The organism is Ilumatobacter sp., assembly GCF_030065885.1.
GTDB lineage: Bacteria > Actinomycetota > Acidimicrobiia > Acidimicrobiales > Ilumatobacteraceae > Ilumatobacter.
Genome location: NZ_JASJCS010000060.1, coordinates 18,889 through 34,498, shown reverse-complemented (window position 1 = coordinate 34,498; position 15,610 = coordinate 18,889). Strand labels below are relative to the sequence as shown.

Sequence of the window (15,610 nt, the reverse complement as noted above, 5' to 3'; positions counted from 1 at the left end):
CCGTCAGCGTCGAGCTCGTCTCGGAAATCACGACACGGCGATGATGTTCCGTTCGTGGCCGCGGCTCGCGCCGACGTACAAGCCTCGCCGTGTCGTGATTTCCGAGACGAGCTCGACGCTGACGGTCGTCGTGTCGCCCTGGATGCCGTGCTCGGTGGCTGCGTAGCCGAGTCGGACGTGTTCTCGGGCGTACTCGGCAGGCAGGTCGACACGACCGGCGCCCCCGTTCGACGACACGGTGAGCGATCCGTCGTCACCGACGCCGACGACCGTCCACGTCTCGCGGTTGCGGACCGGCTCGCCGACGTCGGTCGTGAGACGGCGATCGTTGCGTCGGGTCACGACGACATCACCGACGTGTGCGTGCTCCGATCCGCCGATTCGAGCCGCGCGCCGGCCGTCGACGTCACCGGCTGCGAGCCGTGCGGACTGCACCGCTGCGTTGACGGCGTCGACGTGGTCGTTGCTCGATGCGTTGATCGCGCAGACGCCTCCGCTGGCGTGGACGGTCCGCCACTGATCGACGACGAGGGCGAGCTGCTCGTCGAAGGTGCCGGCGACGATGCGGTCGTGTTCGAGGTAGGCGTCGATCGCCCTGGGCTCGCCGCGTCGCAGGAGGAGGGACGCGGCTGCCTCCCACTCGTCGACGAAACGGTGGATTCGCGCGAGCTCGTGTACCCGACCGGTCGCGCACAGCTCGTGGAACATGCCGCCACGTCCGACGGCTTGGAGCTGGCGGTGGTCGCCGACGAGCGCGAGGCGCCAGTCGTGTTCGGTAGCGAGCCGGGTGAGTGATGCGAGGGAGGACGTCCCGACCATGCCGGCCTCGTCGACGATGACGGTCGTGCCAGCCGGGAGTCGGTAGCGATCGAGCGGCGGGCGGTCACCGCGTTGCCACTCGTGGAGCAACTTGGCGAGGGTGTCGGACGCGACACCGGTCTCACGTTCGAGGACACGGGCGGCCTTGGCCGACGGCGCAACGCCGAACACTGGCCGGCCATCGGCGTTCAGGTCGTCGATGGCGGCGCGCAACGTCGTCGTCTTGCCCGCTCCGGCCGGGCCGACGACGAGCACGAGCCGATCGTCACCCGCGACTGCGGCGGCGACTTCCGCTTGGAGGACGTCGAGGTTCCCGGCCGCGACCGTGGGCGACGGCCGGGGATCGTCGGCTTGCGCAGCGAGCGCCCACGACGCGATGAGCTCCTCCTCGGCAAGGATCGCCTCGGTGGTGATGTGCGGCGAGATGGGCTCGTGCCACATCGATCGCCCGTCGGACGCTCGGGTCGGTGCGTTGGTCTCGTCCGGGTCGAGTTCGATGCAGCGGGCCGCGACGGCGTCGGCCCACACCTCGATCCGCGAGGCCCACTCGTTGCCGGAGAGCGACGGGTCGGGTCGAGCAGCGTCGGTGAGCGCTCCGACGATCTGGGCTCGGTTCCATGACGAGCCAGCGGTCGAGAGCGCGTCGATGAGGCTGTCGACGGAAATCGCGGGCGGCCGCGCCGAGGCGTCGATCCGCTGGGCTTCGAACGCGTCGACGAGGTCGAGGCCAGTCCAACCGATGTCGGCCGCTCCTCGGTCCCACCGTGTCGTCAGGTCGGGGACACCGTTGCCGGACTTGTGGGCTCGGGTGTCGACGGCTGCCTCGCGCTTGATCGCACCGAGCTCCCACTGGTTCGGGTCGCGTCCCTGTCGATCGACGAAGTCGTCGATCTTGGCGGCGAGCGCGTCATCGATCTGGTCGGTGCGCTTCGAGAAGGTCGCAAGGAGTTCGTCGGGCATCGCCGACATCTCTGCCTGGCCCTTCTCGATGTCACCCCAGACGATCCCGAAGCGGTGGGCGAGTTCGTTGCGGAGCACGGACTGGTAGAGGCCGCCGAGCACGCGCTGATGCTTCTTGAGGTAGCGGCCGTCCAGCGCGAGCCAGCGCCCCTCCGCGGTCTGAACCTTCGCCGAGATGACGCAGTGGGTGTGGATCTGCGGGTCGTCGGCGCGCGACGTGGTCTGCCTGAAGGCGGCGATCGTGAGGCCCTGCGAGTCGGGATGAAGCCGTCGTCCACCGGCGACGCGGACGCGTGTCGTCGACCCGTACCGCTCGATGTGGGCGAGCGCGGCGTGGACGGCGACGTCGTGTGCTTCGAGCAACCGGGTGTCTCCGGTGAGCGCCCACAGCACGCTCAGCGACTTCGGTGCGGAGAAGGTCGCGTCGAAGCCCGCGACCGCCTTCACGATCGAGCCGTCGGCAAGCTGGCGGTCGGCGAGTGCCCGTCCGAGCGTTGTCCCCGATCGTGGGTCACGGCCCTCGAGGATGGCGAGCAGGTCGTCGGCTGCGACGTCGCCGGCAAGGCCGAGGCCCGCCGCTTGCCGTCCGTGCCACGTCCCGGGAATCTCGCCGGGCGCCTCAGTGAGGTAGCGCGTGTAGTAGTCGACGGCGGCGCCTGCGGAGTGGGCGTAGATAGTGCGGACCCGGAGCATCACTGCCCGCCCAGCGATTGGGCACTTGTCTGTTCTGTCGGGAGTGCGTAGTCGGGAACGTTCATGGGAATGGGCGACCGGGCGGTCAGGGGGTGAGCAGGGAGAGTTGGGTGGAGTCGTCGCTGTGGTGGCGACGCTTGGAGGCCGTGCGTCGGTTGGCACGGGTGGTGGCGCTCGGTTGGTCGGCGACGGGGTGGAGCACGTCGGCCGGTACCGTGAGCCGGTACGTGCCGGCAAGGAAGCGACCATCGGTCGACCGTTCCTGGACCGGCGCGACGAGACCCGCGACGACGAGTCGGCGCACTGCGCGGTGGGAGGTGTTCTTCGCAACGCCCAGCTCGTCACCGATGTCGCGGATCGACGCAGTCACGACCCGATTGCCGTCGAGCTCGACGGCACGAGACGCCAGGAGCTCGAGCGCGGCCCACGACGTCGCGCCGATCGAGCGCCGCACATCGTCGGCTGCGTCGCCGATCACGAGGCGAGCACGAGCCGCCATCGCGGACGTCACGCGGCCGGCGGCCGGTCGAGCGTCGACTCGATGAGTCGGACGAGGGCGGCCCGTGGCACGCGCTTCTGCGAGCCGAACCGCACGAACGGCAGGCCACTCGCACCCGAGGTGCACTCCCATTCGACCGTCAGCTCGTACGTCTTCGAGCGACCGAGCTGGAGCACCTCGGCCGCCTGTTCGACGGTCATGAACGGTGGCAGGTCATCGAGCATCGTTCAACACCTCCGCATGTCATATAGCAGGGTGCGATGATCGCGCCATGTGTTATGGTTGTCAAGCACAACACGGAACAATGGAGCGACATGGTCCGATCTCGCAAGAAGGCGGCGCCCGAGCCGGCGCCTCGGCCCCGTCCGGCCGACGCACTCGACGTCAACGCGGTGGTGTCGTACAACGTGAAGGCGATCCGTGAGCGGCGCGGCTGGACACAGCAGTCCGTCGCCGAGCGGCTCAGCCGGTTGACCGGTCATCAGCTGCCGCAGGCGTCGATCTCGGCGATGGAGCGCGGCTTCGACGGTGACCGCCGGCGCCGCTTCGACGCCCACGAGCTCTACCTGCTGTCGGTGGTGTTCGAGGTGCCGATCGCCTACTTCTTCGTCCCGCCGCCCGGCACTGGCATGAACGTGCTCGCCGACACCAATCGTCCGGTGACCGAGCTGTACGCCGCGCTGCTCGGCCAGGAGTGGCAGCTCGACCCGATGGACGAGCGCCTCGCCGAGATTCGGATCAACAACCCGGAGGAGACCGACCCGGTGCTCGCCGCCGTGTTCGGGGGGCCCGAGGAGGGGGCGCGCAACTGGCACGAGAGCTTCCGCACGTGGCGCAAGAAGCGGCTGCGTGAGATCGAGCGTGAGTACGGCGACCGTCTCGACGAGGTCGCCGGGTTCCTGAAGGAGTTCGCCGGAAAGGTCGAGGCGCTCGGGCCGCGGGGTTACCTCGAGTCGATGTCGCACCGTGAGGGCGAGCAGACACTCGACGAGCAGGAGATCGAATCGGCCGACGAGGCCACGATCGAGGCGGCAGTACGGCGGATGCACGAGGCGGTTGGGGAGTAGTCCGGTGCGTGGGTCGGTGGTGAAGAAGGGCGACCGGTACTACGTCAAGATCGAGCTCGACCCCGATCCGCTCACCGGCCGGCGTCGTCAGAAGTGGCACTCGGGGTACCGGACGAAGCGGGAGGCGGAGAAGGCTCGTGTCGATCTGCTGTCGAAGTTCGATCGGGGCGAGTATGTCGAGCCGACCCAGCAGACGCTCGCCGACTACCTGACCGAGTGGCTGGCGGCGATCGAGCACACGGTGCGCCCGTCGACGTTCGACTCGTACGAGCGCAACATGCGCAACCACGTGATCGCCCACATTGGCTCGACCCGGTTGGCGAAGGTCGACGCTGCGGTGCTGAACGGTCTGTACGTGTTGCTGCTCACGTCGGGTCGTCGGCAGCCTTCGCGGACCGGGCGCGGCTATTCGCCCCAGGTCGTCGAGCGGGCGCTCGAACTGCGCGCCGATGGCCTGTCGCTCGCCGCGACGGCCGAGCGTTTGCGGGCCGAGTTCGACGAGGCGTCGCACATCACGAAGGACACCCTCGCCTCGCTCCTCCGCCGGCAGGGTCAACGACGAGCGGTCGACGACCTGCCCGAGGGCCTCGATCGCCGCACGGTCAACTACGTCCACACGATCCTCCATCGCGCGCTGAAGGACGCGGTCCGCTGGGGACGGTTGGCGCGCAACCCCGCCGATGCCGCCGACCCACCGCGAGCCGGCCGCAAGTCCGACGGAGTCCAGGCGTGGGACGCGGCGACGCTCCGAACGTTCCTGTCGCGGTCGCGCGACTCGGGTGATCGGCTCCATGCGCTGTGGGTGCTGCTCGCCACGACCGGCATGCGTCGCGGCGAGGCGATCGGCGTCCGGTGGAGGGACGTCGATCTCGACAAGGGCCGCCTCAGCGTTGTCCAGACGATCACCCAGACCCGTAGCAAGGTCGTGGTCGGCGAGCCGAAAACGGCGAGTGGCCGGCGGTCGATCGCACTCGACGATGCGACTGTCGATGTCATGCGCGACCATCGCAAGGCGATGCTCGAGGAGCGGTTGCTCGTCGGCCCCGACTTCTCCGACGAGGGCCTCGTCTTCCACCACCCCGATGGTGCCTGCCTGCGCCCCGACGCAGTCAGCGCGCAGTTCGGACGTCGAGTTGGCCAATACGGCCTACCGAGGCTGACTCTCCATGGGCTCCGCCACACCTGGGCGACGCTTGCGCTCGAGCAAGGGATTCACCCGCGCATCGTACAGGAGCGCCTCGGCCACTCGACGATCGCAATCACGTTGGGCATCTACAGCCACGTCAGCCCCACGCTCCACGACGAGGCAGCCGCTGCCGTCGCCAGGGCGGTGTTGCCGTGGTAGGGGCGTCCCGCGCCGAGCGATCACGATTCGCCCGCTCGAGGCATCGTAGGTTGTGATTCGTGGACCGCCGCCTGGTACCCGTCAACGCGTTCATCGCGCTGGCCGCACGTGGCCCATCGTCCTGGCCCTCGCCGTTCGCTGACGCCGGCTACCGGCTCGAGGGTCTCGAGATCCCGCTCCACACCCAAAACGGGCTCGTTGTCGTGGACGCTGTTGCGTTCAATCCGGCCCTCAACCGATTCATCGCGGCCGAGTGCAAGTCCGGGAACAACATCGAGAACGAGCAGGCCGTCCGGTACGGCATGCTGGACCCGGCCGAGTTGGTGAGGTCAACAGGAGTGACGATCACTCAGCCGGGTGACATCGAGGTTCAGCCCTGCTACGTCTGCTTGGCGGATACGGCGGACCGTGTTGAGCTAGGTCTTTCGAAGGCAAGCTGCCCGTATCCGATCGTCGTGGTCGGCGACCAGGACATCACGCTTCGGAACTCAGACGCGCTTCCCGAGATCATCGGGATTGCGGAATCTGGGCTAGCCGTTCCCGGTCCTCCTCCCGCGACCATCCGCGTTGACGACGAATCACCCGACGAGGACTACGACCGCGTCGTGGGTGCCGCGGTCATGGCTCATGTGGCGCGAGGAGATCCAATGGTCAGCACGATCGACTTGGCTGGCGATGCGGTCCCCCACCTTCCGATCTACGGTGCCGGTCACCGCCGCGCGATCCAGAAGCGCGTTGAGCAAGCGGCACAGCGGGTTTGCGACCGCTCCCCGGAAAACTTCGAGTATCGCGGTCGCACGTCCGTGCGCGATCACGGCTTGGTCACCATCGTGGACAGCCCCGAACGATCGGACCCGAGGGGCCGAACCCAGCGCTACCAGGCGATTGCGGGTCGGCTCGGCGGCCAGGTTCTTCCCAGCAGAGCTGAGTTCGAGCAGCCGGGCCTGTTCGATGATGTTGACCTCGACGCTGAACTGGCCAAACTGGAGTCAACCAACACCGCGGAGGCAGGGGAGGAGGAAGACGAATGAGCATGAACCGGAAGACGCTGGAGCGCGACTTTGCGACGCCCACGACCTCTCCCTGGAAGACGTTCGTGCTTGAGGCACACCCGAACGGGCACTCCGCCGGAGAGTTCCTTACCGATGTGTTCGGCCGTTCCGCGGTGAGCACGACAGATGACGTCCACTTGCATACGGTCCGGCTGGACTCCGGAAGCTCGGTTGTCGTCGACAGCCTCGACGGCCGATTCTGGTCGTTCCATTCGACAGCTCAGGCGCAGGAGATGTCACGGTTTCTCCGCGCCAGGGTCACGGCGCGTCCGGACCTCGACCAGGTGTGGCTGCCATCGGCCCATCTCCGGAACCTCTACCCAGGCGTCCGACCGAAGTTCGTGAAGACGGACTTCCGAGGCTGGGACATGCTGAGCCCGGACTCAGTGCACGATCTTTCTCTGACCGCGCGCGGCACCAACATCGACCGGCTGTTGGACCTCATCGGACATGACAAGGGCTCTGAGCACGCGGTCTCGATCGATCGAATGGGCGTTGCGATTGTCGATCCCGAGTACGGCTACGTCGACGAGGCGGCGAACCGATTCGCGCAGTTCGTAGCCACCGGAGACTCCTTCGCCCTTCATCAACACGTCGTCTCGGACGTATTGGCTCGATACCGGTCGTTCGTCGAAGCGGCCGAGGCCAACGCCATTCGTTTCGACTCGTACGAACAGGGTGGAGGCACCGTGGGTGGGGCGCCAATCGAGATCGCCCTTTCCCGCCCGCTCCCCGCCCTCCGATCGTTCATGCATCAACTGCTGTCGTCTCGCGAGCCCTTCCGGCTGTGGGGCCTCGTGGACGGCGACGATGACTTCGTCGAATGCGACGTGGTTGACCTCCATGTCGGGCACCAACTCCGGATCGAAGCCAGCCCGCAGCTGATTCGCGTCCATCTTCGCAGCGGGTGTTGCGGGAATTCACTCGCTCGACTGGTTGCGAACCTGCAACACCACGTCGACGGTGCGCTTCAACTGGTGGACCCCGCGCTCAACGATCTGATGACTTTGGATCGTCGGCTCGTGCCAGCCGGTTGAACTACGCGCGATCTCAACGAGTGTCGGCCGAGCCCACGGAGTCAACCCTCAGTCTCGCCCGACGGGTCGGTCGTAGTCGTTGGGCCGGCATCCATGGCGAGCGTCTGGCTCGACTCGTCGCCTTGCTCCACCGGGTGAAGAGGCGCGTCCTCGATCGATACGAGGTACGAGAGCCTGGTGTCGTTGCCGAGCGCCGGCCGGGCTGTGAGCTCAATCTGATCATCGGTGCCGCCCGTCCTTGTCAGCGTGGAGGCCAGAAGGACGGTGGTGATCGGCGCGAGCACCACCGTCTGGTCGCCAACCTGGAGGGTGTAGTCGCCGCCGAGGTGGAGTTGGATCGGCCCGTCCGGGATCTCCGGCGCGCCGGACGTCGGGAAGCTGAGCGGCTGCTCGACCCATCGGCTGCGAATCGTCTCGCCGCGGACCAGTCGAGCGGCACGATGGATGGCGGCGATCGCTTCGCTCTCGAGACTCTCGAACTCCGGCGTGACGAGGTGCGCGGCGGCGTGCTCTTGGAGGTCAGCAAGCGCCTCGATCAGATCAGCGAGCGCGTCGGTGATCGGTGCCTCGGGCTCGGGTATGACGATCGGCTCGGCGACAGGAGGACCATATGGCGGTAGGAACTGCAGCCGATTTGGCTGCCGGAACGCTGCGAGGAATCGAATGCAGGGACGAAGACCGGCTGGCGGTTCGCCGGCGAGGGGACCGAGACTGAGGGCGAGACGCATCGGCACTCCGGCATCGGTGGTCGGCTCGCTGTCGCCGACGACCTCGAGCGTGAACGCATCGTGGGGCGCGGTGCCGTGGATCCGCCATCCACCCGTCATGCCGCGCGTGACCGGCTGCATGTCAAGAGTGGTCTCAGCGACGTCAAGTCCGTTGGGGTCGATCAAGCGCATGCGCAGCTTGTAGGGCCGAGCGCCTGAAGGAACACCCGGGCCGAATCGGATCAGCGCCACCTCCTCACTGAGGCCGGCGGCGATAGGCAAGCCGATCTCGGCATCGCTCACGGCTGGGGCCTCGACGGTTGCCGGAGTGCCGTATCGGAGCATCCGATCCCACGCCTCGGCAGCAGCACCTTCGAGGCGATCACTGTGCACGGTGAACGTAACTGGGATTGGACGGTCCTCGGTCGCTTGCAGGTAGCGGGCATGAATGTCGAAGGTGATCACCGAGTTGGCTGAGCCGAGAGACCAACTCGCCACCAGCGTGGGCGGAATGAGCCGATTCGCCGGTGCGTGCGTCCGGGTTACGTGGAAGTCGTAGTGGTAGTGCGGGTCATCTCGGTTGAGGAGTTCATGCACGGCCGCCAAAGGGTCGATGAGATCTTCGGGACCCAACACCCGCTCGCTGGCGGCCGGTGTTAGGCCACTCAGCCCACGGAGGCGCTCGATGGTCGCCTCGAGGCGAGCTCGACCGTCGCCCACGTAGTAGTCGACGACGTCCTGGTACTTCGCTGCTAGGCCTTCGAGCTGTCCGAGGTCGAACCAGTCGTGGTGGAAGTCGACGTCGGCACAGACCTCGTCGAGCCACGCGCAGTCGCCGGGCGTCGGGTTCAGCGGCAGGGTCAGATACCAGTCGCGAACCGTCACGTTCGGGTTGTCGGCGACTCGCCGCAGCGAGCGCTGAATCTGCGATCGTTGGCTTGACGTCAGTGCGGCGGCGAACGACTTGATCTGAAACACGTCAACCCGCCCGTCGCCGACCGGTACGAAGACGTCGATCCCGCCATCACCGCGTCCCGGCCGCAGGCGGGTCGAAGTCGGGTGTTCGCGGCCGAGCAGCACGCCAACGATCTGCTCAACACGCGTCGGCCCCAGCACCGACCAAGGAACCTGGGTCATCGTCTTGAGTATGGACCCCGCAGACGACACCCGGGCGCAAAGGAGCGCCGGAGGCGACAACTTGCGCGCGCAAGGGTAGAAATCCGGTAGAAGTGGGGGGATTTCCACAGACAGAAACCCCTGCTGAGCAGGGGTTTCGTGGTGGGCGAGGGGGGACTTGAACCCCCACGAGGTTGCCCTCACTGGCACCTGAAGCCAGCGCGTCTGCCAATTCCGCCACTCGCCCGAGTGGAGAGCGAAAGCGTAACCCCTCGCCGCCAGGCGCCCAACACGGTTCGGTCCACACGACAGAGAGGGGCGACCGCGCTGCCAGCGCCAGGCGTGACCGCGCCGTTAGCCTGGCGGGCCGATGGGCCTGCAGGGACTGGAACGGCGTCTGGAGCGTATGGTCGACGGCGTGTTCCGCCGCTCACGCAACTCCATCCGGCCGATCGAGCTCGGTCGCCGCCTGATCCGCGAGATGGACGACCACCGCTCGGTCGACGTCAAGGGCCAGCGGATCGTGCCGAACGACTTCGTCGTGCTGCTCTCGGCCGACGACCACGCTGGGTTCGCCGACATCGACGACGCCCTTCGCACCGAGCTGGTCGAGGCCTGCCGCGAGTACGCCCGCGAGGAGGGCTACCACTTCATGGGGCCGGTCAGCGTCGAGCTGCGCGTCGACAACACGCTCAAGCCCGGCCGCTTCGGGATCGCCTCGCAGCTCCGGCAACCCGAACCGGGCAAGCGGCCCGGCACGATCGTGATGCCCTCGGGCGATCGAATCGAGCTCGGCGAGGAGAAGAACCTGATCGGGCGCCTCGCCGACTGCGTGGTCGTCATCTCCGACGGCAACACCAGCCGCCATCACGCCGAGGTCCACCGGGCCGGCAGTGGCTTCGTGATCAACGACCTGGGCTCGACCAACGGCACGTTCGTCAACGGCGAGCGCCTGGTCGCCGATCATCGTCTCGCCGACGGCGACATCATCACGGTCGGGTCGGTCAGCCTCCGCTTCGAGGCTTCGTGACGTCACCCCGAGGGGTGCGCCGACCGCGTACCATCGACGCGCCATGACCGACCAGGTACTCGACATCTTGAAGCTCGTGCTGCTCGCACTGCTGTACCTGTTCTTCGCCCGCGTGCTGTGGGCGGTCTGGAGCGAGGTACGTCAACCGGCCAACGCGCGCAGCGACTACCAGCCGCCACAACCGCACCAGCCGCAGCCACCGTCGCAGCAGCCGGCGGGGGGCGAGCATGCAGCCGCGCACGCCGTCGCGGTCGCGTCGGCGGGTGAGGCCGAGCAACGGCGACGCGGCCGCCGGCAGCCGAAGCCGGGCAAAGGCCGCGGCGGCATCCCGGCCCGCCTCGTCGTGCTCGAACCGAAAGACCGCCGCGGCACCGCCTACGCCATCACCGCCAAGGTCACGATCGGCCGCGACGACGGCAACACGATCCAGATCACCGACGACTCCTACATCTCGGGCCACCACGCCACGATCTCGCTCGCCGACGGCTACGTGGTGGTCGACGACATCGAGTCCCGCAACGGCACCTTCCTGAACGGCGCCCGCATCGACATGCAGCGCTCGGTCTCGACGGGCGACCGGATCCAGGTCGGCTACACCGTGCTGGAGGCCCAGTGAGCGCCGACACGGCCACTTGGTGCCGCACGGCCAGCGCCCCGTCAGGCTCGGCCGACCCGCGGAGCGAGCGCTGATGGCCGTACTGCGCTGGGGCAGCGCGTCGCACGAGGGCCAGCTGCGCGCCCAGAACGAGGACCACGCCCACGCAGGCGAGGGGTTGTTCGTCGTCGCCGACGGCATGGGCGGGCACCTCGCCGGCGAGATCGCCAGCGAGATGGCCGTGACCCGCCTCGACGAGCGGATGCCAATGACCGCCGACAACACGCTGGACGACCTGGTCGCCGCCATCGGCGAAGCGAACGTCGAGATCTACAACGGCTCGGTCGAGAACCCCGACCAGGCGGGCATGGGCACGACGGTCACCGCGATCGCCGTCGTCGCCGACCCGCACGACGGCGAGGTGTTCGGCGTCGCCAACGTCGGCGACTCGCGCAGCTACGTGCTCCGCCACGGCCGGCTGCGGCAGATCACCGTCGACCACAGCTTCGTCCAGGAGCTCGTGGCCGAAGGTGCGATCACCCGCGACGAGGCCCGCACCCACCCGCGCCGCAACATCGTGACGCGGGCCCTCGGCATCGAGCCAGCGGTGCGCGTCGACTCGTGGTCGATGCCGATCATCCGTGGCGACCGGTTCGTGTTGTGCAGCGACGGCCTCGTCGACGAGGTCACCGACGACGCCATCACCGCCGTGCTGAAGGCGCACGCCGACGATCCGGAGGCCGCCGCACAGGCGCTCGTGGACGCCGCCAACGACGCCGGCGGGCGCGACAACATCACGGTCGTCGTGGTCGACGTGCTCGAGGGCGACGATCCGCCCGACCCGACCCAGGAGTTCGACGTCATCCCGCTGTGGGCCGACGACGACCAGGACACCACCGGCGAGCACCGCATCGTCGCCGACCCGCTCGACGAAGGCGAGCGCCTCGACGAAGGCGAGCGCCTCGACGACGATGACGGCGACGGCGACGACCTCGAGCTCGACGAGCCTCCGGCCGCCGTCGACGACCTGACGACGGCCATCGCCGCGACGCCGACGGCCGCCGCGAGCGATGCCACCGCCGAGCCGGCACCGAAGCGGCGACGTGGCGCCGCCCTGGCGCGGTTCGTCATCGCGCTGGGTGTCGCGGCCGTGCTGATCCTCGGTGCCGCGATCCTCTCGGCGTGGGCGCGCAGCGGTTACTTCGTCGCGTTCGACGACGACGGGACCGTCGGCATCTACCAGGGCAAGTCGGTGCTGTGGTTCGAGCCGACCCGCGAGGCGACCGGCTCGTTCAGCCGCGACGAACTCGACGAACCGTCGGTCGATCTCGTGCTCGCCGAACCCGACTTCGAGTCGCAGGCCAGCGCCGAGCGCTTCGTCGCCGAGCGGCTGACACGGCCCACCACGACGACGAGCACGACGACCACCACGACCGTGGCGACGACCACGACCGTGGCCACGACCACCACGACCACGGTGGCGACCACGACCACAACCACGCCGCCGACGACCACCACACCGCCGACCACCACGCCGCCCACCACCGCGGGGCCCTGAGTGACGAACGAGGCGATGCCGGTCCCGGCCCGCCTGGTGAAGGCCCGGCGCTCGACTGAGCTGACCCTGATCGCGATGGCGGCTGCGATCACCGGTGTCGCCTACACACTCGCGTCCCTTGGCGCCAACGCGGTGATCCCCGCCCGCATCGGTCCGTTCCTCGCCCTGCTCCTGGTGCTGATCGGAGTCGCCCACCTCGCAGTGCGCCTGCTCGCCCGCGGCGCCGACGGCACGATGCTGCCGCTCGCCGTGCTCCTCCACGGTCTCGGCTACGTGATGATCACGCGCCTCGACGACGAGCTCGCCGGCCTGCAATCGCTGTGGAGCCTCGTCGCCATCGCGGCGTTCGTCGCCACGCTGCTCTTCGTCCAGCGCGCCACCGATCTCGCCCGCTACAAGTGGACACTGTTCTTCGCCGGCGCCGTCCTCCTGTTGCTGCCGATGGTCCCCGGTCTGGGCGTCAACATCAACGGCGCCCGCATCTGGGTCAGCGTCGGCCCGCTCAACTTCCAACCGGGCGAGTTCGCCAAGCTCGCGCTCGCGGTCTTCTTCGCGGCCTACCTCGCCGAGCGGCGCGAGCTGATCGCCGCGTCCACGTGGAAGATCGGCCCGCTGCGCCTGCCCGAGCTGCAGTACATCGCACCGATCATCGTCGCGTGGGGCTTCTCGGTGATGGTGATGGTCGGCGAACGCGACCTCGGCTCGTCGCTGCTGTTCTTCACGCTGTTCGTCGTGATGATGTGGGTCGCGACCGAGCGCTCGAGCTACCTGGTCATCGGGTTCGTGCTGTTCGGCGCCGCCGCGTTCGCGTCGTGGCGGCTGTTCGGCCACGTCGAGACCCGCGTCGACATCTGGCTCGACCCGTGGGCCGACGAGTACGGCAAGGGCTTCCAGATCGTCCAGGCGCTCTACGGCTTCGGCGACGGCGGCATCACCGGCACCGGCCTGGGCCGTGGCAGCCCGGACAAGGTGCCCGAGGCGCAGAACGACTTCATCTTCGCCGCGCTCGGCGAGGAGATCGGCCTGATCGGCGCGACGAGCGTGCTGATGGCGTACCTGCTGCTCATCGGCGCCGGGCTGAGGATCGCCTTGCGCACCGACCGCACGTTCGAGAAGCTGCTTGCGGTCGGCCTCACGACCATCGTCGGCGTGCAGGCGTTCATCATCATCGGCGGCGTCGTCAAGGTCGTCCCGCTGACCGGCATCACCCTGCCGTTCGTCAGCTACGGCGGCTCGTCGCTGCTGTCCAACTACATCCTGCTGGCGCTGCTGCTGCGGCTGTCGGACGCCGGCGCGATCCGCCTCGGCGAGCGCGCCGACGACCCGACGCCGCGCGAACGGTGGGCGGCCTGGCAGCTCCGCCGCCGGAGCCGCCAGTCAGGCCTGACCGACACCGAGATGCACGAGGTCGTCTCATGAACGAGATCCGTCTCATGAGTGGGATCTGTCCGGCGACGGGGGAGATCGGCCGTTCTCTCGTTCCTCGACTCGTCGCACGATGCAACGGCAGGCGCCGAGGGAAGCGCCAGCGACGAGGCGCACAGCGGCGCGACAGCGAAGCCGCGCGGAGCTGGAGCCCGCCATCATGAATAGGGCGATCAGGCAGCTCGCCGCGGCGCTCATCGCGCTGTACGTGCTCTTGTTCGCGGCGCTCAACTACTGGCAGGTCAACCGCACCGAGGAGCTGGCGGCCGAGCCGGGCAACACCCGTGCGCTGGTCCGACTGTTCGACACGCCGCGGGGCCCGATCGTCAGCGGGGACGGTGTCGTGCTGGCCCGCTCGATCCAGTCGCCCGGCGACAGCGACGTCAAGTTCCAGCGCCAGTACCCGACCGGCGACCTCTTCGCCCAGGTGGTCGGCTACCACACGTTCGGCCTCGGCAGCACCCAGCTCGAGCGCACCAAGAACGACGTCCTCACCGGTGACACGTTCACCCAGCAGGTCCGCGCGTTCGAGGACATCTTCGGCAGCCGCGACAACTCGGGCGAGCTGCGCCTGACGCTGCGCCACGACATGCAGAACGTCGCCAAGTTCCTGCTCGGCCCGCGGGAGGGCTCGATCGTGATGATGGAGGTCGACACCGGCGCCGTGACGGCGATGTGGAGCTACCCGAGCTTCGACCCGAATCGAGTCGCCGACCCGGACTACGACACCGCGTTCGACTACGTGACCGAGCTGCAGGAGGACGACCGCGATCCGCTACTTGCCAACGCCTACCAGCAGCGGTACATGCCCGGGTCGACGTTCAAGGTGCTGACGACCGGCGCCGCCCTCGACGCCGGCGTGATCGACCTCGACAGCTTCTGGGAAGACGAGCGCGAGTTCCTCCCACCGCAGACCAGCGACCCGATCCAGAACTACGCCGGCTCGATCTGCGGCGGCGACCTGACCGAGGTGTTCCGACGGTCGTGCAACACCCCGTTCGCACGCACCGCCCTCGAGCTCGGGGCCGACCGCTTCCAGGAGGGCATCGCGCGCTGGGGGGTCGGCGAGGAGATCCCGATCGACCTGCCGGGTGCCGCGGCGAGCACGATCGGCGACTTCACCGACATCGACGACAACCTCCCGTTGCTCGCGATCCGCGGGTTCGGGCAGAACGACGACCAGATGGTGCCGGTCCACATGGCGATGGTCGCCGCTGCGGTCGCCAACGACGGGGCGATGATGGCGCCGTTCGTCGTCGACGCCGAGCTCGACAACGACGGCCGCATCATCGACCGGACGCAGCCCGAGGTGTGGCAGCGCCCGGTCAGCCGCCAGACCGCCGGCATCCTGCAGGACCTCATGGTGCAGGTCGCCGAGAACGGCACGGCCAGCTGCTGCATCGGCCTCGACGGTGGGATCAGCGTCGCCGCCAAGACCGGCACGGCCCAGCTCAACAACCCGGGCGAGCCCGAGCGCTCGCACGCCTGGATCGTCGCCTTCGCGCCGGTCGAGGAGCCGAAGTACGCGGTCGCCGTCATGCTGAAGGGCACCAACGCCGAGATCTCGGCCGGCACCGGTGGCCGCCTGGCCGGTCCGATCGCCAAGGCGATGCTCGACGAGGTCTTCAAGATCGACCCGCCCCCCGCCGCGACACCGGACCCGGCGCCCGAATCCGACACGTCCGGCGAGTCCGGGCCATGAGGCAA

General features: G+C 68.3%; 13 protein-coding genes and 1 tRNA gene. 9 read left to right on the top strand and 5 right to left on the bottom strand.

The genetic code is table 11. The annotated features are described in order from the left end of the window. Nucleotides 1-27 precede the first annotated feature (27 nt). The 3 genes from mobF to QNJ12_RS13565 all read right to left on the bottom strand — a co-directional run bounded on the left by mobF (nt 28) and on the right by QNJ12_RS13565 (nt 3,195). Entirely contained in the window at nt 28-2,472 is a 2,445-nt protein-coding gene (mobF, locus tag QNJ12_RS13575) for a MobF family relaxase (RefSeq protein ID WP_300623253.1), read from the bottom strand. A gap of 85 nt (nt 2,473-2,557) precedes the next feature. Continuing rightward, nucleotides 2,558-2,971 carry a hypothetical protein gene (locus QNJ12_RS13570; RefSeq protein WP_300623252.1) on the bottom strand — a complete coding sequence of 138 codons (414 nt, stop codon included), beginning with the start codon at nt 2,969-2,971 and terminating at the stop codon, nt 2,558-2,560. Nucleotides 2,972-2,979: 8 nt separating this feature from the next. Continuing rightward, nucleotides 2,980-3,195, bottom strand: coding sequence for a helix-turn-helix domain-containing protein (locus tag QNJ12_RS13565; RefSeq protein ID WP_300623251.1), 216 nt, complete (start codon nt 3,193-3,195; stop codon nt 2,980-2,982). Nucleotides 3,196-3,285: 90 nt separating this feature from the next. Between QNJ12_RS13565 and QNJ12_RS13560 the strand changes: the two genes are divergently transcribed. Genes QNJ12_RS13560 through QNJ12_RS13545 form a run of 4 tightly spaced genes read left to right on the top strand, consistent with a single transcriptional unit; the run spans nt 3,286 to nt 7,472 of the window. Continuing rightward, a complete protein-coding gene (locus tag QNJ12_RS13560) occupies nt 3,286-4,038 on the top strand; it encodes a helix-turn-helix domain-containing protein (protein WP_300623250.1) in 753 nt (250 codons plus the stop codon). A 4-nt stretch (nt 4,039-4,042) separates the two neighbouring features. Beyond that, nucleotides 4,043-5,383: a site-specific integrase gene (locus tag QNJ12_RS13555; protein ID WP_300623249.1), complete on the top strand. Its 1,341-nt coding sequence runs from the start codon at nt 4,043-4,045 to the stop codon at nt 5,381-5,383. A gap of 59 nt (nt 5,384-5,442) precedes the next feature. Further along, complete coding sequence (locus tag QNJ12_RS13550; protein WP_300623248.1) at nt 5,443-6,414, top strand: hypothetical protein; 972 nt, start codon at nt 5,443-5,445, stop codon at nt 6,412-6,414. After that, entirely contained in the window at nt 6,411-7,472 is a 1,062-nt protein-coding gene (locus QNJ12_RS13545; protein WP_300623247.1) for a hypothetical protein, read from the top strand. Before QNJ12_RS13550 ends, QNJ12_RS13545 begins: the two co-directional genes overlap by 4 nt. A 41-nt stretch (nt 7,473-7,513) precedes the next feature. Here the strand turns inward: QNJ12_RS13545 and QNJ12_RS13540 are convergent, their stop codons facing one another. Further along, nucleotides 7,514-9,316: a hypothetical protein gene (locus tag QNJ12_RS13540; RefSeq protein ID WP_300623246.1), complete on the bottom strand. Its 1,803-nt coding sequence runs from the start codon at nt 9,314-9,316 to the stop codon at nt 7,514-7,516. Nucleotides 9,317-9,455: 139 nt separating this feature from the next. Further along, nucleotides 9,456-9,542 (bottom strand) — tRNA-Leu (locus QNJ12_RS13535). Nucleotides 9,543-9,665: 123 nt separating this feature from the next. On the opposite strand from QNJ12_RS13535, the gene QNJ12_RS13530 reads away from it, so the two are divergent. The 5 genes from QNJ12_RS13530 to QNJ12_RS13510 all read left to right on the top strand — a co-directional run bounded on the left by QNJ12_RS13530 (nt 9,666) and on the right by QNJ12_RS13510 (nt 15,605). After that, entirely contained in the window at nt 9,666-10,325 is a 660-nt protein-coding gene (locus QNJ12_RS13530; protein WP_300623244.1) for a DUF3662 and FHA domain-containing protein, read from the top strand. Nucleotides 10,326-10,368: 43 nt separating this feature from the next. Further along, nucleotides 10,369-10,941, top strand: coding sequence for an FHA domain-containing protein (locus QNJ12_RS13525; RefSeq protein ID WP_300623242.1), 573 nt, complete (start codon nt 10,369-10,371; stop codon nt 10,939-10,941). Between the two features lie 73 nt (nt 10,942-11,014). After that, on the top strand, nt 11,015-12,478 hold the full coding sequence (locus QNJ12_RS13520; protein ID WP_300623240.1) for a Stp1/IreP family PP2C-type Ser/Thr phosphatase: 1,464 nt from the start codon (nt 11,015-11,017) through the stop codon (nt 12,476-12,478). Between the two features lie 15 nt (nt 12,479-12,493). Then, complete coding sequence (locus QNJ12_RS13515; protein ID WP_300623238.1) at nt 12,494-13,897, top strand: FtsW/RodA/SpoVE family cell cycle protein; 1,404 nt, start codon at nt 12,494-12,496, stop codon at nt 13,895-13,897. A 166-nt stretch (nt 13,898-14,063) separates the two neighbouring features. After that, entirely contained in the window at nt 14,064-15,605 is a 1,542-nt protein-coding gene (locus tag QNJ12_RS13510; RefSeq protein WP_300623236.1) for a penicillin-binding protein 2, read from the top strand. Nucleotides 15,606-15,610: the final 5 nt, after the last annotated feature.

What these genes read in the sequence shown, in the direction of transcription:
- QNJ12_RS13530 (WP_300623244.1), top strand. Translation starts at nt 9,666, where the DNA reads ATGGGCCTGCAGGGACTGGAACGGCGTCTGGAGCGTATGGTCGACGGC.
- QNJ12_RS13570 (WP_300623252.1), bottom strand. Translation starts at nt 2,971, where the DNA reads ATGGCGGCTCGTGCTCGCCTCGTGATCGGCGACGCAGCCGACGATGTG.
- QNJ12_RS13515 (WP_300623238.1), top strand. Translation starts at nt 12,494, where the DNA reads ATGCCGGTCCCGGCCCGCCTGGTGAAGGCCCGGCGCTCGACTGAGCTG.
- QNJ12_RS13545 (WP_300623247.1), top strand. Translation starts at nt 6,411, where the DNA reads ATGAGCATGAACCGGAAGACGCTGGAGCGCGACTTTGCGACGCCCACG.
- QNJ12_RS13520 (WP_300623240.1), top strand. Translation starts at nt 11,015, where the DNA reads ATGGCCGTACTGCGCTGGGGCAGCGCGTCGCACGAGGGCCAGCTGCGC.
- QNJ12_RS13540 (WP_300623246.1), bottom strand. Translation starts at nt 9,316, where the DNA reads ATGACCCAGGTTCCTTGGTCGGTGCTGGGGCCGACGCGTGTTGAGCAG.
- QNJ12_RS13510 (WP_300623236.1), top strand. Translation starts at nt 14,064, where the DNA reads ATGAATAGGGCGATCAGGCAGCTCGCCGCGGCGCTCATCGCGCTGTAC.
- QNJ12_RS13565 (WP_300623251.1), bottom strand. Translation starts at nt 3,195, where the DNA reads ATGCTCGATGACCTGCCACCGTTCATGACCGTCGAACAGGCGGCCGAG.
- QNJ12_RS13525 (WP_300623242.1), top strand. Translation starts at nt 10,369, where the DNA reads ATGACCGACCAGGTACTCGACATCTTGAAGCTCGTGCTGCTCGCACTG.
- QNJ12_RS13560 (WP_300623250.1), top strand. Translation starts at nt 3,286, where the DNA reads ATGGTCCGATCTCGCAAGAAGGCGGCGCCCGAGCCGGCGCCTCGGCCC.
- mobF (WP_300623253.1), bottom strand. Translation starts at nt 2,472, where the DNA reads ATGCTCCGGGTCCGCACTATCTACGCCCACTCCGCAGGCGCCGCCGTC.